The 22,646-nt window shown below is 68.8% G+C and carries 21 protein-coding genes; 12 read left to right on the plus strand and 9 right to left on the minus strand.

Going from position 1 to position 22,646, the window contains the following annotated elements; translation table 11 throughout:
* Window positions 1-3 precede the first annotated feature (3 nt).
* From FDA38_RS20960 to FDA38_RS20975, 4 genes are read left to right on the plus strand one after another with little or no spacing between them, the layout of a single operon-like run.
* Window positions 4-1,905 carry an ATP-binding protein gene (locus FDA38_RS20960; protein ID WP_137255803.1) on the plus strand — a complete coding sequence of 634 codons (1,902 nt, stop codon included), beginning with the start codon at window positions 4-6 and terminating at the stop codon, window positions 1,903-1,905.
* Window positions 1,902-3,059: an acyl-CoA dehydrogenase family protein gene (locus tag FDA38_RS20965; RefSeq protein ID WP_137255804.1), complete on the plus strand. Its 1,158-nt coding sequence runs from the start codon at window positions 1,902-1,904 to the stop codon at window positions 3,057-3,059. The genes FDA38_RS20960 and FDA38_RS20965 overlap by 4 nt, the downstream gene beginning before the upstream one ends.
* 12 nt (window positions 3,060-3,071) lie before the next feature.
* On the plus strand, window positions 3,072-4,628 hold the full coding sequence (locus FDA38_RS20970) for an AMP-binding protein (RefSeq protein WP_137255805.1): 1,557 nt from the start codon (window positions 3,072-3,074) through the stop codon (window positions 4,626-4,628).
* Window positions 4,621-5,232 (plus strand): TetR/AcrR family transcriptional regulator, encoded by a 612-nt coding sequence (locus tag FDA38_RS20975; protein WP_202877773.1) that lies wholly within the window; start codon window positions 4,621-4,623, stop codon window positions 5,230-5,232. Before FDA38_RS20970 ends, FDA38_RS20975 begins: the two co-directional genes overlap by 8 nt.
* Here the strand turns inward: FDA38_RS20975 and FDA38_RS20980 are convergent.
* Window positions 5,205-5,939 carry an AraC family transcriptional regulator gene (locus FDA38_RS20980; protein ID WP_137255806.1) on the minus strand — a complete coding sequence of 245 codons (735 nt, stop codon included), beginning with the start codon at window positions 5,937-5,939 and terminating at the stop codon, window positions 5,205-5,207. The genes FDA38_RS20975 and FDA38_RS20980 overlap by 28 nt on opposite strands.
* Before the next feature lie 54 nt (window positions 5,940-5,993).
* Between FDA38_RS20980 and FDA38_RS20985 the strand changes: the two genes are divergently transcribed.
* On the plus strand, window positions 5,994-7,202 hold the full coding sequence (locus FDA38_RS20985) for an MFS transporter (RefSeq protein ID WP_233714826.1): 1,209 nt from the start codon (window positions 5,994-5,996) through the stop codon (window positions 7,200-7,202).
* On the opposite strand, the gene FDA38_RS20990 is transcribed toward FDA38_RS20985, so the two are convergent.
* Together FDA38_RS20990 and FDA38_RS43135 are read right to left on the minus strand one after the other, a co-directional pair.
* Window positions 7,102-8,616 (minus strand): hypothetical protein, encoded by a 1,515-nt coding sequence (locus FDA38_RS20990; RefSeq protein WP_233714827.1) that lies wholly within the window; start codon window positions 8,614-8,616, stop codon window positions 7,102-7,104. The genes FDA38_RS20985 and FDA38_RS20990 overlap by 101 nt on opposite strands.
* Window positions 8,617-8,657: 41 nt before the next feature.
* Entirely contained in the window at window positions 8,658-8,966 is a 309-nt protein-coding gene (locus FDA38_RS43135) for a hypothetical protein (RefSeq protein ID WP_233714828.1), read from the minus strand.
* A 112-nt stretch (window positions 8,967-9,078) separates the two neighbouring features.
* Here FDA38_RS43135 and FDA38_RS20995 point away from each other — a divergent pair, with 112 nt between their 5' ends.
* Genes FDA38_RS20995 through FDA38_RS21010 form a run of 3 tightly spaced genes read left to right on the plus strand, consistent with a single transcriptional unit; the run spans window position 9,079 to window position 12,510 of the window.
* Window positions 9,079-10,533, plus strand: a complete 1,455-nt coding sequence (locus FDA38_RS20995; RefSeq protein WP_137255807.1) for an MDR family MFS transporter — start codon at window positions 9,079-9,081, stop codon at window positions 10,531-10,533.
* Between the two features lie 52 nt (window positions 10,534-10,585).
* Window positions 10,586-11,083 (plus strand): hypothetical protein, encoded by a 498-nt coding sequence (locus tag FDA38_RS21000; RefSeq protein ID WP_137255808.1) that lies wholly within the window; start codon window positions 10,586-10,588, stop codon window positions 11,081-11,083.
* Window positions 11,084-11,100: 17 nt separating this feature from the next.
* Window positions 11,101-12,510, plus strand: a complete 1,410-nt coding sequence (locus FDA38_RS21010) for a GNAT family N-acetyltransferase (RefSeq protein WP_170989818.1) — start codon at window positions 11,101-11,103, stop codon at window positions 12,508-12,510.
* 504 nt (window positions 12,511-13,014) lie between these two features.
* Here FDA38_RS21010 and FDA38_RS21015 read toward each other — a convergent pair.
* Entirely contained in the window at window positions 13,015-13,203 is a 189-nt protein-coding gene (locus FDA38_RS21015; RefSeq protein ID WP_137255809.1) for a hypothetical protein, read from the minus strand.
* A 214-nt stretch (window positions 13,204-13,417) separates the two neighbouring features.
* Here FDA38_RS21015 and FDA38_RS21020 point away from each other — a divergent pair, with 214 nt between their 5' ends.
* The 4 genes from FDA38_RS21020 (at window position 13,418) to FDA38_RS21035 (ending at window position 17,397) form a co-directional block, all read left to right on the plus strand.
* Window positions 13,418-14,713 (plus strand): XRE family transcriptional regulator, encoded by a 1,296-nt coding sequence (locus FDA38_RS21020; RefSeq protein WP_137255810.1) that lies wholly within the window; start codon window positions 13,418-13,420, stop codon window positions 14,711-14,713.
* A gap of 9 nt (window positions 14,714-14,722) precedes the next feature.
* Window positions 14,723-15,259 carry a GNAT family N-acetyltransferase gene (locus tag FDA38_RS21025; protein ID WP_137255811.1) on the plus strand — a complete coding sequence of 179 codons (537 nt, stop codon included), beginning with the start codon at window positions 14,723-14,725 and terminating at the stop codon, window positions 15,257-15,259.
* Between the two features lie 33 nt (window positions 15,260-15,292).
* Window positions 15,293-16,174 carry an oxygenase MpaB family protein gene (locus FDA38_RS21030; RefSeq protein ID WP_137255812.1) on the plus strand — a complete coding sequence of 294 codons (882 nt, stop codon included), beginning with the start codon at window positions 15,293-15,295 and terminating at the stop codon, window positions 16,172-16,174.
* Between the two features lie 74 nt (window positions 16,175-16,248).
* Window positions 16,249-17,397, plus strand: coding sequence for an ROK family transcriptional regulator (locus tag FDA38_RS21035; protein WP_233714829.1), 1,149 nt, complete (start codon window positions 16,249-16,251; stop codon window positions 17,395-17,397).
* A 37-nt stretch (window positions 17,398-17,434) separates the two neighbouring features.
* Here the strand turns inward: FDA38_RS21035 and FDA38_RS21040 are convergent, their stop codons facing one another.
* The 5 genes from FDA38_RS21040 to FDA38_RS21060 all read right to left on the minus strand — a co-directional run bounded on the left by FDA38_RS21040 (window position 17,435) and on the right by FDA38_RS21060 (window position 22,639).
* On the minus strand, window positions 17,435-18,031 hold the full coding sequence (locus tag FDA38_RS21040; RefSeq protein WP_137255814.1) for a ParA family protein: 597 nt from the start codon (window positions 18,029-18,031) through the stop codon (window positions 17,435-17,437).
* Between the two features lie 111 nt (window positions 18,032-18,142).
* Window positions 18,143-19,096: an ABC transporter substrate-binding protein gene (locus FDA38_RS21045; protein WP_137255815.1), complete on the minus strand. Its 954-nt coding sequence runs from the start codon at window positions 19,094-19,096 to the stop codon at window positions 18,143-18,145.
* A complete protein-coding gene (locus FDA38_RS21050) occupies window positions 19,093-21,045 on the minus strand; it encodes an ABC transporter permease subunit (RefSeq protein ID WP_137255816.1) in 1,953 nt (650 codons plus the stop codon). The genes FDA38_RS21045 and FDA38_RS21050 overlap by 4 nt, the downstream gene beginning before the upstream one ends.
* Entirely contained in the window at window positions 21,045-22,103 is a 1,059-nt protein-coding gene (locus tag FDA38_RS21055; RefSeq protein ID WP_137255817.1) for a quaternary amine ABC transporter ATP-binding protein, read from the minus strand. Before FDA38_RS21055 ends, FDA38_RS21050 begins: the two co-directional genes overlap by 1 nt.
* A 77-nt stretch (window positions 22,104-22,180) precedes the next feature.
* Window positions 22,181-22,639 carry a group II truncated hemoglobin gene (locus tag FDA38_RS21060; protein ID WP_137255818.1) on the minus strand — a complete coding sequence of 153 codons (459 nt, stop codon included), beginning with the start codon at window positions 22,637-22,639 and terminating at the stop codon, window positions 22,181-22,183.
* Window positions 22,640-22,646 lie beyond the last annotated feature (7 nt).

The following is a 22,646-nucleotide window of genomic DNA, read 5'->3' on the forward strand; positions in this document are numbered from 1 at the left end:
CGCATGTTCACAACTGTGTTGGTGGCGAACCGGGGTGAGATCGCTCGGCGGATCTTCCGTACGGCGCGATCGTTGGGGCTGTCCACGGTCGCGGTGTACTCGACGGCTGATGCGCGGATGCCGTTCGTGGACGAGGCGGACGCGGCGGTCGAGCTGCCCGGGAACACGCCTGGTGAGACGTATCTGCTGGCCGAGCTGATCGTCGAGGCGGCGGTGCGGGCGGGGGCGGACGCCGTACATCCGGGGTATGGGTTCTTGTCGGAGAACGCCGGGTTCGCGCGGGCGGTGATCGACGCGGGGCTGACGTGGATCGGGCCGCCGGTGGATGCGATCTCGTCGATGGGCTCGAAGATCGAGGCGAAGAAGCTGATGGCGGCGGCTGGGGTCCCGGTGCTGGCCGAGCTGACGCCGGCGGAGGTGTCGGCGGACGACCTGCCGGTGTTGGTGAAGGCGTCGGCCGGTGGTGGCGGGCGTGGGATGCGGGTGGTGTCGCGGCTGGAGGATCTGGCGGCGGAGATCGACGCGGCGCCGGCGGAAGCGCTGTCTGCCTTCGGGGATGGGACGGTGTTCTGCGAGCGGTACTTGGCTGGTGGTCACCACGTCGAGGTGCAGATCCTGGCGGACCAGCACGGGACGATCTGGGCGGTGGGCGAGCGTGAGTGCTCGATCCAGCGCCGGCACCAGAAGGTCGTCGAGGAGGCGCCGAGCCCGCTCGTCGAGCGGATCCCGTCGATGCGCGCTGAGCTGTTTGAGGCGGCGCGCAAGGCTGCAGCCGCGATCAACTACGTGGGCGCGGGGACGGTCGAGTTCCTTGCGGACGACGCGGGGAGGTTCTACTTCCTGGAGATGAACACCCGCCTCCAGGTCGAACACCCGGTCACCGAGGAGACCACCGGGCTGGATCTGGTCGAGCTGCAGTTCGCGGTCGCAGCCGGCGAGCAACTCCCGGCGAACCCACCGCCAACAGTCGGCCACGCAATCGAGGTCCGCCTGTACGCCGAGGACCCGTCAAACGACTGGACCCCGCAAACAGGAACCCTCCACCGCTTCGAGGTACCGCCGAGCCTGCGGGTGGACTCGGGGGTTGTGGATGGCTCTGAGGTGACGCCGCACTACGACGCGATGTTGGCGAAGGTGATTGCGTCCGGGCCTGATCGGACCTCAGTCGCCAGGCAGCTCGCGGGTGCTCTGGAGCGGTCCAAGATCCACGGGCCTGGGACTAACCGGGATTTGCTGGTGTGGATTCTTCGGCATCCTGCGTTTCTGGCTGGTGAGACCGACACCGGGTTCTTCGACGAGCACGGGGTCGGGGAGAAGCTGGATGACGGCGTGGTGCGGGTTTCGGCGCTCGCCGCCGCGTTGGGTGATGCGGCGGGGCGCGTGGGGCCGGTGCGGGTGCCTAGTGGCTGGCGGAATCTGCGGTCGCAACCGCAGCGGAAGAGCTTCCGTGTGGGTGATGCGGTGCACGAGGTGGAGTACCAACTGACCCGTGAGGGACTAGTTGCTGAGGGCAACGTGCAGTTGGTGGAGAGCGGCCCGGCGCGGGTGGTGTTGCGGGTTGACGGCGTACGGCGGGTGTTCGACGTGGCGTCGTACGAAGGGCTGGTTTGTGTGGACTCGGCGCTGGGGAGTGTGAGTCTCACGCCGGTCGAGCGGTTCACGGATCCGGCGCTGCAGGTGGCGGCGGGGTCGTTGGTGGCGCCAATGCCGGGGACGGTGATCCGCGTCGGCGTACAGATCGGCGACAAAGTTACCCAAGGGCAACCGCTGTTGTGGCTGGAAGCGATGAAGATGGAACACACGATCGCTGCTCCGGTCGACGGTGTGGTCGGTGAGCTCAAGGTGGAAGCGGGACAACAGGTCGAGGTCGGCGCCGTACTAGCGGTGGTTGGGGAGGAAGCATGAGCTTCGTCGAGTCCGAGGAACGCCGGGAGCTGCGGAAGGTCGTCAGCGACCTGGGCAAGAAGTACGGCTACGAGTGGTTCAACCGCCAGGCGCGATCCGGCGGGCACACGACCGAGCTGTGGCTGGAGGCCGGCAAGCTCGGGTACCTGGGCGTCAACCTCCCGGAGCAGTACGGCGGCGGAGGCGGCGGCATGGCCGACCTGTCGATCGTCGGGGAGGAGCTCGGCGCGGCCGGCTGCCCGCTGCTGATGCTGGTCGTCTCGCCGTCGATCTGCGGCACCGTGATCTCCCGCTTCGGCACCGACGAACAGAAGCAGACCTGGCTGCCCGGCCTGGCCGACGGTACGACGATCATGGCGTTCGCGATCACCGAGCCCGACGCCGGCTCGAACTCGCACCAGATCACCACGACCGCCCGCCGGACCGACGACGGCTGGTCGCTGACCGGGCGCAAGGTCTTCATCTCCGGCCTCGACGTGGCGAAGGCGGTCCTGGTCGTCGGCCGGACCGAGGATGCGAAGACCGGCAAGCTCAAGCCGGCGTTGTTCATCGTGCCGACCGATGCGCCGGGCGTCGAGTTCAAGCAGATCGAGATGGACCTGATCAGCCCGGACAAGCAGTACGCCTTGTTCCTGGACGACGTACAGCTCCCGCGTGAAGCGCTCGTCGGCTCCGAGGACGCGGCGCTGATGCAGCTGTTCGCGGGACTCAATCCCGAGCGGATCATGGCGTCGGCGTTCGCGATCGGGATCGCGCGGCATGCGCTCGACAAGGCCACGGCGTACGTCAAGGAACGGCAGGTCTGGAAGACCCCGATCGGCGCTCATCAGGGTCTCGCGCATCCGCTCGCGCAGATCAAGATCGAGCTCGAACTGGCCCGGCTGATGATGCAGAAGGCCGCCGCGCTGTACGACGCGGGCGACGACATGGGTGCTGGCGAGGCCGCGAACATGGCGAAGTACGCCGCCGGCGAGGTCGCCGTACGGGCCACCGACCAGGCCGTCCAGTCGCTCGGCGGCAACGGTATGACGATGGAGTACGGCGTCGCGTCGCTCGTCTCGGCCGCCCGCGCGACCCGGATCGCGCCGGTCAGCCGGGAGATGATCCTGAATTTCGTAGCACAGCACAGCCTGGGACTGCCCAAGTCGTACTAAGGAGTGGGGCCAATGATCATCACCAGCGAGTTCCCGCCGGTCGAGGTGCTCGACGTACCGATCCATGACGCGGTCCTCGGCAGAGCCCAGGAGTTCGGCGATCGGCCCGCGATGGTCGACGGGGTCACCGGCGAAGAGATCAGCTACGCGCAGCTCGACCAGATGACCCGGCGGGTCGCGGCCGGCCTCGCCGAGCTCGGGATCCGGCACGGTGATGTGATCGCGCTCTACAGCCCGAACACGATCCTCTATCCGGTGGTGTTCTACGGCGCCACGCGCGCCGGCGCGACCGTGACCACGGTGAACGCGCTCTACACGGCGGACGAGCTGCACAAGCAGTTGGTCGACTCGAAGGCGAAGTTGCTGGTGACGATTTCGCTGTTCCTGCCGGTCGCGACCGCGGCGATCGAGGGCACGGACGTGTCAGAGATCTTCGTCTGCGACCAGGCCGAGGGCTATCGCTCGGTGACGGAGCTGCTTGCCTCCACGGCCCCGGAGCCGGAGGTGACGATCGATCCGGCTGAGGACGTTGCCGTGCTGCCGTACTCGAGCGGCACCACCGGCGCGGCCAAGGGCGTGATGCTGACGCACCGGAACATCGGGACGAACATCTCCCAGGCCGAGGTGATGATCACGCTCGCCGAAGAGGAGCGGATCATCGCGATCCTGCCGTTCTTCCACATCTATGGGCTTTCCGTGTTGATGAACCTGCCGCTGCGGCTGGGCGCGACCGTCGTCGTGCTGCCGAAGTTCGAGCTGCAGCAGTTCCTGACCACGCTGGACGAGCAGCGGATCACGCGCGCGTTCGTGGCGCCGCCGGTGGTGCTGGCGCTGGCCAAGCACCCGGCCGTTGACGGTGTGAATCTGTCGGCCTTGAAGCACGTGACGTCCGCGGCGGCGCCGTTGGACGGGGAGCTGGCCGAGGCGTGTGCGAAGCGGCTCGGGCTGCACGCCGTACTGCAGGCCTACGGGATGACGGAGTTGTCGCCGGGTACGCACGCCGTACCGCAGGACGACCCGGAGCCGCCGCCCGGTGCCGTCGGCAAGCTGTTCCCGTCGACCGAGATGCGGCTGGTCGGTGCCGATGGCAACGATGCGGACGAGGGCGAGATCTGGATCCGCGGGCCGCAGGTGATGAAGGGGTACCTCGGGCGCCCGGCCGACACCGACGCGACCATCGACCGCGACGGGTGGCTGCACACAGGGGACATCGGGCGGGTCGACGCGCGTGGCTATCTGTACGTCGTGGATCGGGTGAAGGAACTGATCAAGTACCACGGGTACCAGGTGCCGCCGGCCGAGCTCGAGGCGGTGTTGCTGACCGACGACCGGATCGCGGATGCGGCGGTGATCGGGGTCAGTGCTGACGGCAACGAAGTACCGAAGGCGTTCGTGGTGCCGATGCCGGGTGCCGAGCTGACCGAGGCGGACGTGATGGAGTACGTCGCCGCGCGGGTGGCGCCGTACAAGAAGATCCGGCAGGTGGAGTTCATCGAGGCGGTGCCGAAGGCGGCGTCGGGGAAGATCCTGCGGCGGGAACTGCGTGCTCGCGAGGCCGCGCGTGAGTGAGGTGCTCAAGGCGCCGCAGCAGGACCGGTCGCGGGCAACCCGGCAGCGGTTGCTGGAGGCGGCGGTCGAGTCGCTGGCCGAGGTCGGGTACGCCGCGACGACGGTGAGCGTCGTCGCGACCCGGGCCGGGGTGTCGCGGGGGGCGGCGCAGCATCATTTTCCGACGCGGGCGGATCTGTTCGCGGCGGCTGTTGAGTACATGACCGAGGTGCGGTTGGCGGAGATCCGCGCGCAGGCCGCTGGGTTGCCGAGCGGGGCGGGGCGGACCGAGGCGATCGTCGGGATGCTGGCGGATGTGTACACCGGTCCGTTGTTCCGGGCTGCGCTGCATCTGTGGGTGGCGGCTTCGACCGAGGATGCGCTGCAGCGGCAGATCGTGCGGCTGGAGTCGCATGTGGGGCGGCAGGCGCATCGGGCGCTGCTGGAGGTGCTGGAGGTCAGCGAGCGGACGCCGGGGGTGCGAGAGACGGTGCAGGGGGTGCTGGACATGGCGCGTGGTCTGGGGCTGGCTGACTTGCTGACGGACGACAGCGCGCGCCGCCGCGGGATCGTGCGCCAGTGGAGCCGGATCCTGGATCAGGCTCTGCGCGAGCCGGGTGTGTGACCGAAGGCGCGCCGGAAGGTGTCGATGAACGCACTGGCCGATGCCCAGCCGGTCCGGTGCGCCACCCGCGTCACCGACTCCCCTTCAGCCAGCAACCTGAGCGCCTCATGCAACCGCAACTGAGTCCGCCACTGCGGAAAGCTCATGCCGAGGTCGGCCTTACACAACCGGCTCAACGTCCGCTCACTCGCACCCACCACACGACCCAGCTCCGTCAACGTGCTGTTGTCGGCCGGGTCGTCCCGCAGCAGGTCACACACCGCCGCGAGCCGGGGGTCACGTGCAGTCGGCAAGTAAGTAGGCCGCTGAGACGACCGCCGAAGCTGATCCAGCAACACCCCCCGCAACCGCTCCCTCTCCGCAGACCCCTCGTTCTCTTCATAGGTGGTGTAGGTGAGGAGGAGTTCTCGGAGGAGGGGGGTTACTACGAGGGCTGAGGGGGTTTGTAGGTCTAGGGGGTTTTCGGTGAGGCCCACCGTGTGGAGGGTGGTTTCGCCGTAGGCGCGGTGTTGGTGGAGGGTTTGGGCGGGGATCCAGATGGCTCTGGTGGCGGGGGCTACCCAGCTGCCGGCGTCGGTGGTGACGGAGAGGACGCCGCGGCCGGCGTACACGATCTGGTGGCGGTCGTGCCAGTGCGCCTCGATCCCGCCGCCGGCCTCGATCGGACGGTGGCCGGTGGTGGCGGGGCGCTGGCGGGTTTCCGGCATAGATTGTCATTTTATCGGAAGCCGGACACTCCACCCGGCGACAACGATCGAGTGGTGAGAAGACTTCGACCGATCGGACTGATGGCCACCGGCCACGCCTGCGTGGACGTCTACCAGGGCAGCGTGCCCGCACTCGTGCCGTTCCTGGTCGCCGAGCGCGGCCTCGGGTACGTCGCGGTGTCCGGCATCACCTTGGCCGCGACCCTGCTCTCCTCCGTCGTCCAACCGGTGTTCGGCATACTCACCGACCGCCGCCCGCTCACCTGGCTGATTCCGGTAGCCATGACGACCGCCGGACTCGGCATCGCCCTCATCGGCGTCGGTCACACCTACCTGCTGAGCTGGCTCGCGGCCGCATTGTCCGGCCTCGGCGTCGCGGCGTACCACCCGGAGGCGGCGCGGATGGCCCGCGCCGTGAGCGGCGGCAGTCACGTCGGCATGAGCTGGTTCTCCGTCGGCGGGAACGTCGGCTTCGCCCTCGCACCGCTCCTCGTCACCCCGATCATCGCCGCCGGCGGCCTCTCGCTGACCCCGGTCCTCGTCGTACCCGCGCTCTTCGGCGCCGCGATCACCTCCTGGGCGATCCGCTCGCGCGCCACCGCCGCGGTCACCCGCCGCCAGGCAGAAGGCACCGACGACTGGCCGTCGTTCCTGCGCCTCTCAGCGATCATGATCTGCCGCTCGATTGTCTTCGTCGGCCTCGGCACCTTCATCGCGCTGTACGCCGGCCAGCGCGTCGGCGGCGGTACGACGACCGGCGGCGTCGCCCTCTTCATCCTCTTCGCCGCAGGCGCCCTCGGCACCCTGATCGGCGGCCGGCTCGCCACTCGCTACGGCAGGATCCCCACACTCCGCACGTCGTACGCCGTCGCAGTCCCCGCAATCGCCTGCCTGGTGTTCATCCCCGGCCCGGCGTTCTTCGCCTCCCTGGCTCTGACCGCGATCGCAATGTCGATCCCGTTCTCGCTGCACGTGACGCTCGGGCAGGACTTCCTCCCGGGACGCGTCGGTACGGCGGGCGGCATGACGCTCGGCCTCGCCGTCAGCATCGGCGGCGTCGCGACTCCTGTCCTCGGCACGATCGCCGAGCACACCTCACTGCAACTCGCCCTGAGCACCCTGATCGCGTTGGTCGTGTGCTGCAGCCTGATCGGCTACGCGATCAACGAGCCGCGGCGCGCTCAGCGATCCGCCGATCGACCTTCGCCGCAAGCTCATCCGGAGCGCATTCGGCCAGGTGATCGCGAACGAGCAGGTGGATGAACGCGTACTCCCCACGCCCGGTATGCGCCAGCACATACCGGTCCGCGGCGTACCGCAGGAACGCACGCCGACGCCACGGCAGGTACCCGGTCCAGCGGAGCAGCGAGTCGTGGAGCAGCCGGGAGAGCGGTCCAGCGAGGACAGGCGGTCGCCGCCGCCAGGGCTTCGCCGCGACGGTACCGACCAGCACGCCGACGACCGCCTCCAGTTGCGGCGACGCCAGCTCCGCGCCCAGAGCGACGGCGACGATGAAGGCGAGAACTGCCCCACCGCCGACCCACGGGTCCATCCGCCAGCCCTTGTCCGGTGTGGCGGGTAGATGGTCGGTCGGCAGCGACTTCACCATTCGGATGCCCTGGGCAACGAGTAGCCCGATCGCCACACCGGACGCGAACGATGTGGCGTCACCGAGGCTCAACGTGATCCAGCCGGCCACCACAACCGCAGCCAGCCGCACGCCGAGTAGCAGCCGGCGCGAGTTGTCGTGGAAGATGACGAACTCGACGGCGTACGACCCAGCGATCACCACCGCCTCGACGGCCAGCGCAGCCTTCGCGGTCAGCAGCTCGACCAGCCCCAGCGCAGCCACGGTCACCAGGACGGTCGCCGCCATACCCGTGAGCAACACGAGGGCAAACAACAGTCCGCGGTCCGGTGCGCGCCCGGTCAGCCGCTGCCACGAGTGCGGCCTGAGGTGCACAAGCAGGAGCGCTGCACCAGCAACAGCCAGGCCGGCAAGCGCGCCGTACTGCGCGATCATCACCAGCGTCGCGCCCGCACTCACTGCAGCGAACAGCGCCGGCAGACAGACCGCATGCGTCAGGTAGTCCACGTCCGGCAACGACAGTCCGAACCACCCGTTCGGCGTCATCCACCGCGGTACGGCGGTGCGGTCGCCGGCCCGGCTACGGGTCCACCACGCCAGACACCACAGCCGTCGTACTGCGGTCTTCGCGTCGTACTGCCTTGCTGTCTTGCGATTCCGGGCGAGCACCTCGCAGATGTAGGTGTCGAAGAGCTCACGCCGCAGGTCCGCCACCCCACCGGCGAGCACGTCCTCCGGCGCCCGGCCCTGGTACGCCAGGATCATCACGTTGAGCATCAGCGGCGAGTTGACCAGGTCCCAGAGCTCGTCGTCCTGCTCGATCGCTGTCCGAGCACCGTCGAGTGCTGAGCCGACAGCGGCGAAGTAGTCCAGGACCTGCTGTCGGGTGAGCGGTCTGATGTGCACTGCGCCGTACAGCCTGAGCTGGTTGGGCAAACGCTCGTAGTCGGCCGTGCGGCAGGTGACCGCGATCGGACCGATGAGGTAGTTGTGGCGGAGCTCCTCCAGGACCGGTGCGAGCCTGGCGCGATCCGGTTCGTTGATTTCGTCGAGTCCGTCGAGCAGCAGGGCCAGACGGCCGTCACGCAACCAGGTACGTCCAACCGGTGCCGGGATCCCGTAGCGATCGCTCAGCTCGTACAGCAGCCAGCGGACGAAGCTGGCGAGCAGTGCGCTGCGTTCGTCCGGTTGCGCGGTTGGTCGGCGCTGCGGCTGGAGACGACGGGCAGGCGGCGGTTGCGTACCTCGAGGAACGCGGTGACGATCGTCGCCGCCCAGAGGACTCCGATCAGCGGCCACGCCAAACCGACGTACGGCTCGAGGAAGGCCGGGGCGGTCCCGCCGGTGCCGACGTTGATCGCGATCGGCAGCAGCACCAGCGTGAGCGAGACGGTCACCACGAGCACGACAGCACGCACCAGACCGTCCCGCATCCTCACCCACCGGAGCGTAACGGTCCGTGAGCCCACCGTCCTGGCCGCGCGCGCCGCCGTCCAGTGGGCGATCAGCGCGTGGGGAATTGTTGCCGATTCACATACATTATTCAGTAATATGACTACTGAGCGGATCGACCGGACGAGTGTGGGGCTTCGGTCGGAGCGGGGTCCGATTCTGCTCGCGGTGATGCTGAGCGTCGGGCTGGTCGCGATCGACGCGACGATCCTCGCCACCGCCGTACCGTCGGTCGTCGACGACCTCGGTGGGTTCACGCAGTTCCCCTGGCTGTTCTCGATCTACCTGCTCGCGCAGGCCGTGTCGGTGCCGATCTACGGCAAGCTCGCCGACCAGCGCGGGCGGAAGCCGATGATGCTGCTCGGCGTCGGGCTGTTCATCCTCGGGTCGGTGCTGTGCGGGTTCGCCTGGAGCATGCCGGCGCTGATCGCGTTCCGGCTGGTCCAGGGCCTCGGCGCGGGGGCGATCCAGCCGATCGGGATGACGATCGTCGGCGACATCTACACGGTCGCCGAGCGGGCCAAGGTGCAGGGTTACATCGCCAGCGTGTGGGGCATCTCGTCGTTCGTCGGGCCGACGCTCGGCGGCGTGTTCTCGGACTACATCTCCTGGCGGTGGATCTTCTTCGTGAACATCCCGCTCGGCGCGGCAGCGGCCTGGGTGCTGGTCCGCCGGTTCGAGGAGAAGGTCGCGACCAAGACCAGCCACCAGATCGACTACGCCGGCGGGATCCTGCTCGCGGTCGGCGGTTCGCTGCTGCTGCTCGGGCTGCTCGAGGGCGGCGTGATGTGGAACTGGGACTCGAGCGCGAGCATCGTGATCCTGGCCGCGGCGATCGTGCTGCTGACCACGTTCGTACTCGTCGAGCGCCGCGCCGCCGAGCCGATCCTGCCGCTCTGGGTGCTGGGGCAACGAGTTCTCAACTCGGCGAACTCGGCCGCCTTGCTGATCGGACTGCTGATGATCGGGCTGTCGACGTACGTCCCGCTATACGCGCAGAGCGTGCTCGGTACGTCGGCCCTCGTCGCCGGATTCGCCTTGGCAGCAATGACTCTGGGCTGGCCGATCGCCGCGTCGTTTGCCGGACGCATCTATCTGCGGGTCGGCTTCCGGACCACGATGCTGATGGGCGCGGTCATCGTCGTACTCGGCTCCGGCCTGCTGCTGACGGTCGGGGCTCACAGCTCCGTACTGCACCTGGCAGCGGCGTGCTTCGTGATCGGTATCGGCCTCGGCTTCTCCGCCTCGCCGTCGGTCGTCGCGGCGCAGTCGTCGGTGGACTGGCAGACGCGCGGCGTGGTCACCGGTGCCAACATGTTCTCCCGCTCGGTCGGCAGCGCGGTCGGTGTCGCCGTGTTCGGTGCCGTGGCCAACGGTGTGGTGGCCGTGCGTCTCGGCGGCGACCACGAGGACCTGGAGAAGCTGCCGAGCGACGTACTCGCCCCTGCCATCCACGACGTGTACTACGGCGCTGCGATCGCCGCCGTACTCCTCGTGATCGCCGTCGTCTTCATGCCGAACCGCGTCGTCGAGCGGCCGCTTCAGAACGCCTGATCCCCCTTGTGCGGCTGCGATGCGCAGCACATACTCCGAACTGGGGGCGGGGATGAAAACACTCAATTTGATCGCTTTGGCGAGCCTGTTCACGTCATTGGTGATGTTCGTCAGCGTGCTGCGACTGCACGGTCACGCCTGGAAGCAGGCCGGCAAACGGAAGTGGCTGTGGGCTTTGTTGCCTGTGGTCGCCTATCTGGTGCTGCTGAGCATTCCGTTGGCGTTGTGGTACTACATCCGGGTTCGGCCGCCGGTCGCCAGGGCTGATGCCGACTGCATCGCGGCACGTATGGCGAACCGTCGGACACGTGCGGCGAACCGTCCGCAGGTAGGCGGTCTGCAGGCGCAGCAGTCGACCTCGGCGTCCAACTGGATGACGGCCGGGCCGACGAAGCAGCCGTGCTCCGCGTGCTCGAACGGCAAACAGATGTGCTGGTCGTGCAACGGCCGTGGTTCGTACCAGGACTACGACGGGTCCTACAAGAACTGCGGGCAGTGCAGCGGCGGTTACACGCCCTGTTCATCGTGCGGCGGTAGCGGCTATCGGTGACCAACTAGGTTGGTCGCATGCGTGCGGTCGACTGTGTTGGTGCACTGATCCGGGACGAGCAGCATCGTGTCTACCTCCAGCGGCGTACGGCGGAGCGCCGGTTGCTGCCCGGGATCTGGGACATCGTCGGCGGGCACCTCGAACCGGGCGAGACGCCGGAGCAGGCGTTGGCGCGTGAGGTCGAGGAGGAGACGGGCTGGAAGGTCCGCGACATCGTCTGGACCGTCGCGGACTGGGAGTGGGAATGGGAGGGCCGGGTACGGCGGGAGGTCGACTACCTCATCACCGTCGACGGCGACCTGACCCAGCCGCGTCTCGAAGCCGGCAAGCACGACGCGTCCGCGTGGGCCGGACCGGACGACCTTGACCTGCTGATGGTGAACCGGACCGACGGCGACCGTCGCCTGCGGGACCTGGTTGCGCACGCGGTCCGGACCAGGTTCACCGCCCGCCTCCGGCTGGAGCCGGTCACCGGACCAAACGGGGTCCTGCCCGGACATGCAGCGGACCTGGCGGAGGTATTCGCCGATCCATGGGTGGCCCGCTGGTACGACGCGCACTGGTCGCCGGAGGAAGTTGCCGCGCAGGTCGCGAACCTCCATGCGGGCTGGGAGCGTGATGCTGTCGGCAAGTGGATCGCCTATGAGCGGACCGGCGCGGTGGCGGGTCGGGGCGGCCTCTCGCGGATCCCGGCCGACTCACCGACCGCTGCGGCCATCGCTGAGCTGGTCGGACCGGAGTGGAGTGCTGACCGGCTTGAGCTCGGCTGGGCCCTGAAGGAGTCGGCACGCGGACGTGGGCTCGCCGGCGAGATCGGCCGCGCCGGACTCGACTTCGCGTTCAGCACCCTCGGCGCTCAGGCCGTGATCGCCTTGACCGAGCGGGTCAACACCGCGTCCCAGGCGGTCATGCAGCGGCTCGGGATGCGGTACGCCGGTGAGATCCGCGCGGAAGGCTGGGCCGAGGGCTCGCCCGACGTACAGCCTGATGCGCCGTTCGCGGTCTACGTCGCCGACCCGTCGGTCCGCCGGCAAGAGGTGGACGACGTACTGACCGCCGCGGTCCGGTGGGCAGAGAGTCAGCCGGAGATCCGCGGCATGGCGATGGTCGGTTCCTGGGCACGCGATGCCGCGAAGATGACGTCGGACGTGGACCTCGTCCTACTGACCGACGTACCGGACAAGTATCTGGCCGACGACACCTGGCTGGAGGCCTTCGGCGCGGTGGCCGTCGTACGCCGGCAGCCGTGGGGGCCGTACTTGACCGAGGTCCGGATCGCGCGGGCATCCGGTCTCGAGATCGAGCTCGGAGTCACCGCGACCGCCTGGGCCGGCGTCGACCCGGGCACCCGGCGAGTGGTCAGCGACGGGATCCGAATCCTCTACGACCCGGAAGGCGTCCTCGCCGACCTGCAGGCCGACAGCTGAGCGGGGGACCCGGTCGAGCTCGGTACGGTGACGAATCCGTTGGTCGAGCGCGAGTGGCCGACCGGTGACGAGCTGACGGCGACCGGGTCGCACGCCCTGGCGGATCTCTAAGGGGCTCCGAGTGTGACCGCCCAGGCGCGGCGGTCACACTCGGAGCCGGCCACCTCAGGGGGAGGCTCCCGGTGAGGTGACGGGGGCCTCCGGTGTCCTACCGCCCAGGACACTCGTCCCTGCCTGGCCCGAGGTGTCGGCCAGGAGGTGGTTGGAACGGCTGGGCGGCGGCGATACAGGGAACTCAACCGCCAGGCCCAGCCGGGTTCGGGAGGGCGGTGCGGTCCGGAGCTGAGGAGTGCTCCGGACCGCACCTCGGGTTTCGTCCGGGAGCTGAGGAATGCCCCGGACCTTCCAAGAGCTGCCCCTGAGCGTGAGGAGACCTCAGGGCGCAGCGGACCGGGTCTGAGGAGGACCCGGACGCCTCAAGGTGGTGCGGCTACAACAGGTGTTTCAGTCGGTGGAGTCGAGTGGCCCGAGCAGGTCGTTGGTGACCTTCAGGCCGGCAAAACGGCGCCGCATTGCCTGTTCGTAGCGGGCCGCCAAGGGCGCCTCCGCGACGTACTGCGCGATCACGTGCTCGCCGAACCAGACCCGAACTCTGCGCCGGTGCTGTCTCGCCGTCACTTCCGCGATGCTCACTACTTCTCACCCCGTAACTCTCAGGCCTTGCAACCAGTTGGACTTACTGGTTGTCATGGCAGTAATGGTGCACGAGCCCACCGTGACCGCTCTAGGACCTGGACCGGACCTTTGCCGGACCTCTTCCGGTCCTCTGACGGACATCTGGGGGACAGCACCTTGTCGTGGGGCATGAGTCGAGACAACGTCTGTACTGACGTGAACGGGAGGAACGATGGCGGGTAGGTACGCGCCAAAGACGGTCCTGGCGCACCTGATCCAGCGCCGGAACCAGACCTACTCCGAGATCGTCGCCGAGTTCGTCGAGCTGGGTGGAACCATCACCGAGCGGCACCTGCGTCGGCTCGCATCGGGCGAGCGCGCAGGGACCACTCCTCAGACCCGGCGCACCCTGCAACGCATGTTCGGCAAGCCGGTCGAGGAGCTCCTCGCGCCGTACGTCGCCGAACAGGCCGCCCAGGTGGTGCCGGCACCTGCCGCGAGTGGACGGATCACGACAGGTAACGAGATGGAGGTTCTCGACATGGCTGCCAGCCGCGCGAGGGCATTTGCCCTCGCGGCCCAGTCCGGCCTCGGAAGCGAGGCCATGGAACAGGTGTACGACGACGTGCGCCATGCCGCCCAGGCGTACCCACAGCGCCCACTGCCGGAGATCCTCGGCCAGCTGGTCGAGACCCAGGACCTGGTCTTCGGCCTGCTGGAGAGCCGCCAGCGCCCGGAGAACCACCGCCAGCTGTACTTCCTGGCCGGCGTCACCGGCGGCCTGCTCGCCAAGGCGTCCCACGACCTCGGCAACCCCCACGCCGCCCTGACCCAGGCGCGGACCGCGTTCATGTGCGCGGACAACGCCGACCACCACGGCCTGCGCGCCTGGGTGCGCGGCCTGCAGTCCCTGGTCTCCTACTGGGCCGGCAACCCGCACGACTCGGTGCGGTACGCACAGCTCGGCGCCGGGTACGCCGAGCAGGCCAACAGCACCACCAGCGTCTGGCTGCCGGTCAGCGAGGCCCGCGCCTGGGCCGCGCTCGGCAACCCGGAGGCCACCCGGGCCGCGCTCGAGCGGGCCGAAGAGGCCTGGAACTCGGTCCACAACGACGACCTCGACGAGATGGGCGGGCTGTGCACGTTCGGCCGCAACCGCCAGCTGTACTACGCCGCCGACGCGCTCGCCCAGCTGCCTGGTGAGGTCGAGCAGGCGCAGCGGTACTCCACCCAGGCAGTCGACGCGTACACCGACCAGAACCACCCGGAGTGGGCCTTCGGCGACGCCGCCGGCAGCCACGCCGCGATGGCGATCACCCGGATCTCGAGCGGCGAGCTGGACGGCGCGGCGGACGCGCTCGCTCCGGTGCTGACGCTGCCGACCGAGCGCCGGATCAACGGCGTAGTGCACTCGGCCCGCCGGGTCCACCAGGCGCTGCGGCAGTCGGGTCGCGCCGACGACGCCAGGGAGCTGCAGGAGGAGATCGAGACCTTTACCCGGACGCCGATGCAGTCGTATCCCCGGTAATCTGCGCGAATGGACCCGCTTAGCGGCGAACTGACTACACTGCGTGAATTCCGGACCACTGACCTCGACGATTACCTGGCCATCGCGGGTGACGATCGCGTCACCACGTGGATGGCGTTCGACAGCTACGACCGGGCCAAGGCCGAGCAGAATCTGGCCGGCATCGTCCAGCGGTCCGGTCAGGAGGACCGCCCCGACTACATGCTGGCCGTCACCCGGCCGGACGACGACCACGTGATCGGGTTCGCGCGGATCGCACCGAGCGGCGCCTGGGGCGCCAAGCTCGGGTACGCGATCGGCGCGGACCACTGGGGTCACGGCTACGCGACGGACGCCTCCCGGGTGCTGCTGCGGTTCGCCTTCAGCGAGCTCGGGCGGCACCGGGTCACCGCCGCGATCGGCCCCGAGAACGAGGCCTCGATCGCGGTCGTCAAACGCCTCGGCTTCACCTACGAAGGCCACCTCAGGGACCACGTCTTCACCAACGGCGACTGGCGCGACTCCCTGCTCTACTCGCTCCTCGAAGGCGAGTACTCCGCCAAGTAGGCGGCAGCTTGGAGCTGCGGGGAGACTGGTCGTATGACCGGCACACCTCTGGACCCGCTGCGGGACGGTCTGGCACGGATGATCCTGACGAAGGTCGCCGGGCCGGATCCGCACGCTGAGCGCGACCGGGTACACAACACCCCCGGACCGCGCTGGTTCGCGCCGGACCGTCCGATCCGGCGCGTGCACGGCGACGCGTCGATGTTCGCCGGGGGACTACGAGCACTCCTGCTGCAGTCCCTCCATCCGCTCGCCATGGCTGCCGTGGCGGCGCACTCCGGGTACCGCGGTGACCCGTGGGGCCGGCTGCGTCGTACGAGCTACTTCCTCGCCATCACGACGTACGGCGCGATCCCGGACGCCGAGGAGGCGATCGAGCATGTCCGGTCGGTGCACGAGCGGGTCCGCGGGACCAGCCCGGACGGGGTGAAGTACCGGGCGTCCGACCCGCACCTGCTCAAGTGGGTGCACGTGGCGGAGGTGGACAGCTTCCTCGCCGCCCACCAGCGGTACGGCGCCCACCCGCTCGACGCCGAGGAGCAGGACCTGTACGTCGAGGACGCCGCACTCGTGGCCCGCAAGCTGGGCGTGATCGACCCGCCGACGACAGTGGCCGAGCTGCAGGAGCTGATGAAGGAGTACCAGCCCGAGCTACGCGGTACGACGGAGGCACGGCAGGCAGCCCGGTTCATGCTGGTGCACCCGCCGGTCCCGTGGGCGGTCCGGCCGGCGTACGGCGTACTCACGGCCGCTGCGGTCGGACTGCTCCCGTGGTGGACCAGGCTGCCGCTCCGGCTCCCGTACGTCCCGCTGACCGAGCGAACCGTCGTACGCGCCGCCGGCGACGGCCTCACCAGAACCATCCGCTGGGCTCTGGCATCACCAACACTGGCAGAAAGCGGCGCGGAGGTGTGACGCGCCGGTAAGTTGTTCTCGTGCCGCTGCGTGCTCATCGTCCTCTCCCGCTGGCTACGCCGGCGGGAGTCGAGGTGCTGACCAAGATTCTGACCCAGGGACCGATCCCGCGGGTGGAGATCGCGCGCCGGACCGGGCTGTCGCAGGCGGCTGTGACGAAGGCAGTCGCGCCGCTGATCGACGCCGGGTTCGTCACCGACCAGGCGGCCGCTCCGGTCGAGGCGGACAGCCAGCTCGGTATCGGGCGGCCCGTCAGCCCGCTGACCGTCGTACCGAGCAGCGTCTCGGTGATTGGGGTCAAGGTGACGCCCACGAGCCTGATCGGGGTCACCACCGACTTCACCGCGGGCATCCTGAACATCCGGCACGAAGAGCTCGACGACACCGACCCGGAAGTGGTGATCGACCGCCTCGCCGCGCACGTGAAGGCGCTGATCGGCTCACTCAAGTCCGGTACGGCGGTGGCCGGCCCGCTGGCCGGGATCGGGATCGCGGTATCGGGTGACGTCGACGCGGCGCATGGCGTGGTGCGGGACTCGCCGCTCATGGGCTGGCGCGGCGTACCGGTCGCGGAGCTGCTCGGCGAGCGGGTGCGCGTACCGATCGTGGTGTCGAACGACGTCCGTGCGCTGACCGTCGCCGAGCACTGGTTCGGCGTCGGGGTCAACGCGGACTCGTTCGCAGTGGTGACGATCGGCTCCGGCATCGGCTGCGGGCTCTACATCAACGGCGAGGTCGTCTCCGGCGCGTACGGCGTCTCCGGCGAGCTCGGCCATCTGCCGCTGGCGCCGGGCGACCTGGTCTGCACCTGCGGCCGCCGTGGGTGTGTCGAGACGGTCGCGTCGTCGGACGCGATCCTGTCCCGGACCCGCGAGACGACCGGCCGGGCGGACCTGGACCTGGCGGGTGCGATCAAGCTCGCGCACGAGGGCAACGAGCAGGCCCGGGAGGCGTTCGACCGGGCCGGTGAGGTGATCGGCTCCGCGCTGGCCGCGATGGTGAACCTGGTCGGTCCCGAGCTGGTCGTGATCGCCGGCGAGGGCGTCGCGGAGTACGACCTGTACGAGGACCGGATGCGGCGCGCCTTCGCCGAGCACGCGTTCGGCGCCGCGGGCGACTGCCGGCTGATGCTGCGCTCGCACACCTTCGACGACTGGGCACGGGGCGCCGCGGCCACAGTGATCCGCTCGTACGTCCGCGGCGAACCACCCCTGCATCGCTGACTGAGTAGGGGCACGCTGTTGAAGCGTGCCCCTGGGCTCAGCTACGGGCGGCGGCGAGGATCTTGCGCCAGACCTTCTTGTACGACTCGAGGCCGTCGGCCGCGAGCGGGCCGGTAGGTCCGGCGGTGATCGAGACCCGCTCCGGGATCGTGCCCCAGACCGGGATGCCTTCCTGCGCGTACTGCTGCATCGCGTCCTGGTACGACCGGGTGTAGGTGCGCGCCGAGCAGATCACCAGGCCGGCCGGCACGCCGTCCGGGACCAGTTCCATCACGGCCTTCACCCGGGGTGTCTCGACGCCGCCGACGCGGGTCGGGATGATCACGATCCGGGCCCGTTCGAGCGCCTTGTTCAGCAGGCGTTCGTGCGACGGCGGCATGTCGACGATTCCGATACCTTCCGGCGGCACCTTGTCCAGCGCCTTGTTCAGCAGACGCTCGGTCGGTGCCTCCGCGATCTCGATCCGGTTGAGTTGTTCGTCCTCGGACTCCGCGATCCAGTCCGCCGCGCTGCCCTGCGGATCGGCGTCGATCAGAGTGGATGTACGACGGTTGGAAGATGCCAGCGCGGCCAAGTACACCGACGTGGTTGTCTTTCCGACCCCGCCCTTCAGTGCAGCTGTCACGATGATCATGAACAGAACTTACCCGGTTTTGTCCGATTTCCGGCGTGTCATCGGCGTTGCTCCGTCACATCGTGATAGTTGCCCCGGGCCCGTGTGAACAAGCTCAAGCCCACTTCAGAGCTACTTGCCGAGCCAGCCGTCCACCGTCGCCTTGTTCTGGTCCACCCACTTCTGCGCCGCCTGGTCCGGGGTCAGCTTGTCCACGGCGATCATCCGGGCCACCGCGTTCTGGTCCTCGTTGGTCCACTTGAAGTTCTTCACCAGGTCGTAGGCCGGGCTGCCGGAGTCGGCGAACTTCTTCGAGACGATCTTGTCCAGGTCGTACGGCGGGTAGTCGCAGGCGACCTTGGCCGGATCGGCGTCGCAGCCGGTCTTGTACGCGGGCAGGTTGATCTTGACCAGCTTGACCTCGTTGAAGAACCACTGCGGCTCGTAGAAGTACGCGAGCAGCGGCTTCTTGTTCTTCTCCGCGTCCCGGAAGGCCTGGATCAGCGCGGTCTCGCTGCCGCTCTGCACGACCTTGTAGTTCAGCGACAGGTTCTTCACCAGCGCCTCGTCGTTCGTTACGTACGACGGATCGCCGTCGAGCAGCTGCCCCTTGCCGCCGGACTCCGACGTCTTGAAAAGCGCCGCGTACTTGTTCAGGTTCTTGTAGTCGGTGATGTCCGGGTACTTCGCGGCCATCCACGGCGGCACGTACCACCCGATGATGCCCTTGACCCCGGTGGATCCGGCCTCGACCGCAACCTTGTCGTCGGTGATGTACTTCTTCTTCAGGTCCTCGTGTCCCCAGTTCTCCAGGTTCACGTCGACCTCGCCGGTGGAGAAGCCCTGCCAGGCGATCTCCTCCTTGAGGTTCTTCTCCACCACCTTGCAGCCGAGATCCTTGGTCGCCACGTAGGAGACCACCGCGGCGTTCGCCTCGTACCCGACCCACGGGCTCACGGTCAGGTTGAACGTGCCGCAGTCCTTCCCCGCGGCGGCCGGCTTGTCCGCCCCGACCTTCTCTCCACCGCACCCCGCCAGCGCGAGCGCGACCGCCGTCAGCACACCGGCGTACCGGAGCTTCTTCACCGCTTGTCTCCTCTACTTTGGAAATTCTGGGTACGGCGAGCCGCCGCCTGGGTGATCCGGTCGAGCATCACGCCCAGCAGGACGATCGCCAGCCCTGCCGCCAGGCCCTTGCCGTACAACTCGGACTGCGCGAAGCCCGCCGCCACGTCGTACCCGAGGGCGCCCGCACCGACCAGTCCGCCGACGACGACCATCGAGAGCACGTAGATCAGGCCCTGGTTGACCGCGAGCGTGATCGCCCGCCGCGCCACCGGCAGCTGCACCTTGCTGATCACCTGCCAGCCGCTCGACCCGACCGAGTTCGCCGCCTCGACCGTCGCGACCGGCACCGCTTTGATGCCGTCGGCAACGATCTTGGTGGTCACCGGTACGGCGAACACCACCGCGGCCGCGATCGCGGTGAACCGGCTGGTCCCGAACAACGCCAGGAACGGCACCAGGTACACGAACGGCGGCATCGTCTGCCCCGCGTCCAGTACCGGCCGGATCCAGGTGTCGACCCGTCGGTTGCGCCCGGCCCATACTCCGAGCGCAAGTCCGACGGCGACGACCACGACGGTGGCGAGCAACGTCGATGCCAGCGTGACCATGCTGTCGTGCCACACCCCGGTCGCCACCAGCAGGCCCAGGCACACCGCCGCCGGCACCGCGCCCCGCCAGCCGCCGAGTACAAACGCCAGCGCCACGACAACCACTGTGACGAGCCACCACGGCGATCCCGTCAGCAGGCCCTCGAGCGGGTTGAGCAGACCGTTCGTGACCGCGTCGCGGACGCCGTACGTGAACCCACCGAAGACGTCCTGGATCCACGTCGTCACGTCCGCGGTCACCGACGCGATCCGGCTGCCCACACTGACCTCGGTCGGGAACTCGGCAGCCCATACGTAGGTCCGCGAGAACCACACCGCCACCAGCACACCCACTGCTCCGACGGCGAGGAGGACCCGGCGGCGGCGGTTCGCCGTACGCCAGGGCCGGTCACCGGCCGCGGTGGTCACGCGGTCGAGCACGATCGCGATCACGACGATCGCGAGCCCGGCGTTGAACGCGACGCCGACGTCGAGGGTCTGCAGCGCCTTCAGCACGGTCTGACCGAGACCGGGTGCGTCGATCAGCGCGGCGACGGTCACCATCGAGAGCGCGGCCATGATCGTCTGGTTGATGCCGACGACAACGGTCGACCGCGACATCGGCAGCAGCACCTTGGTCAGCGTCTGCCCACGGGTCGAGCCGAGCGAGCGGGCCGCCTCGACGCTCTCCGGCGGCACCGAGCGGATCGCGTGCGCGGTCAGCCGTACGGCGGGCGGCGCCGCGTAGATCAGCGTGGCGATCGTGGCCGCGGCCGGCCCGATCGCGAAGAACAGCGTGAGCGGCGCGAGGTACACGAACGTCGGCAGCGTCTGCATCAGGTCGAGCACCAACGTGGCGACCTTGAACGCGCGGTCCGACAACCCGGCCCAGATCCCGAGCGGGATCGCCACCAGCAGCGACAGCAGGACGGCCGCGATCGTCAGCGAGAGCGTGTCCATGCTCTCCTGCCACAACCCCTGCACCCCCACGAAGCCCAGCCCGGCGGCGGTCAGGACCGCGACCTTCCAGTTGCCGAACGCCCAGGCGCAGTACGCCGAGATCGCGATCACGCCGAGCCACCCGATCACCGGGACCGGTCGGTCGAACGACGGCTGCGAGATGAGGTTCTGCAGCAGTACGACGAAGTGGTCGACGGCGATCCGGATCGCGTCGAACAGGACGTTGCCCTGGCCGACGTCGTCGCGGTGCTCGGTCAGCCAGCGGTGCAGCGCGGTCGTCTCCTGGCCGCCGAGGACGAGCGTGTCGATACCGCGCAGGACGAAGTACAGCGCGACCCAGGCGACGAGCAGTACGCCGACGACCACGCTGCGGCGGGGCCGTCGTACCTCGATCTCGACGGAGCCGGTGATGGATGCCATCAGTTCGTGTCCGCGACGACGGCGAGGATCTCCTCGTCGCCGATCACCCCGAGCAGCGTGCCGCCGTCGACGACCTTGACCGGGCGATCGGACTCGAGCACGAGCCGGGTCGCCTCCCGGACCAGCACGTCCGGTCCGAGCTCCGGCCCGTCCAGCGGCTCGTCCGGCCGAGGCTCGCGAACGATCCAGCGCAGCGTGAGTACGTCGGCCCGTTGTACGTCGCGGACGAACTGGCGCACGTAGTCGTCGGCCGGCGCCCCGACCAGCTCGTCGCCGGTGCCGAGCTGGACCGCAGCGCCGTCGCGCATCAGCAGGATCCGGTCACCCAGCTTGAGCGCCTCGGACAGGTCGTGGGTGATGAACACCATCGTCTTGCCGACCTCGCGGTGCAGCCGCACCACCTCGGTCTGCATCTCCCGCCGGATCAGCGGATCGAGCGCGGAGAACGGCTCGTCGAACAGCAGTACGTCGGGGTCGTTGGCGAGCGCCCGCGCGAGACCGACCCGCTGCTGCATGCCGCCGGACAGCTGCTCGGGGTACAGGTGCTCGTTGCCGGCCAGGCCGACCAGGTCGATGACCTCCTGCGCGCGCCGGCGCCGGTCGGGCTTGCTCTCGCCGCGGATCTCCAGGCCGTACGAGACGTTGTCGATCACCTTGCGGTGCGGTAGCAACCCGAAGTGCTGGAAGACCATCGAGAACTTGCTCCGCCGCAACGCCCGCAGCCGCTTCTCGTCCGCCGCGCGCAGATCCTCACCCTCGAAGACCAGGCGGCCTGCGGTCGGCTCGATCAAACGCGTGAGGCAGCGGACCAGCGTGGACTTGCCCGAGCCCGACAGGCCCATCACGACGAAGACCTCACCAGGCGCGACGTCGAAGCTCAGGTCGCGGACCGCCGCCGTACATCCGGTCTTCGCGTACAGCGCGGTCCGGTCGAGGGCGGCGAGGTCGGGCCGGCGGGGGACGCGCTGCGCCTTCGGACCGAACACTTTCCACAGGTCCTGGACGGACAGCAGGGCGTCGGAATCCTGGATGTCGGGGTATTCGAGCTGAGCGGTCACAGGTAAACCCTCGCATCCCCGCAGGCAGACACAACGTGAACCGGGACTCTACCCAACGGGGAGGCCCCCGACTCATGTCAGGGCTGGTACGGCGGCGCCTCGCCCCAGCCCCAATGCGGCACCGGTGCCTTGGGCGGCGGGGTCGCGCCAGGCTGCGAGTTGGCGAGTGCGATGCGGGTGCCCCACTCGACGTACGCCACGAAGGCCGAGCGGAACTCCGGGTCGTCGGGCAGACCGGCCGGATCAGCGCTCTGCGCGATGAGGGCGGCCCAGCGGGACCGCTGCTCCTCGGTGAGCCCGAGGTTGAGGTGGTGCGCGAGCATCGCGGGATAACCGCCGAACTCGTCGGTGTAGCGGCTCGGGCCGCGGAACACCTCGCCCAGCCAGATCGCCACGTGCTCACGGTGGTTCTCGCTCATGTGGGCGAAGACCGGTGCGAGGATCGGGTCCTCGAGCACCTTGTCGTAGAAAACCTCGGTCAGCCGGCGTAGCGCGTCATGCCCGCCGGCCCACTCGTACAGCGTCGGAGTAGTCACGTAATTA

This window comes from Kribbella jiaozuonensis, from assembly GCF_005233875.1.
In the GTDB taxonomy this organism is placed as follows: Bacteria; Actinomycetota; Actinomycetes; order Propionibacteriales; family Kribbellaceae; genus Kribbella; species Kribbella jiaozuonensis.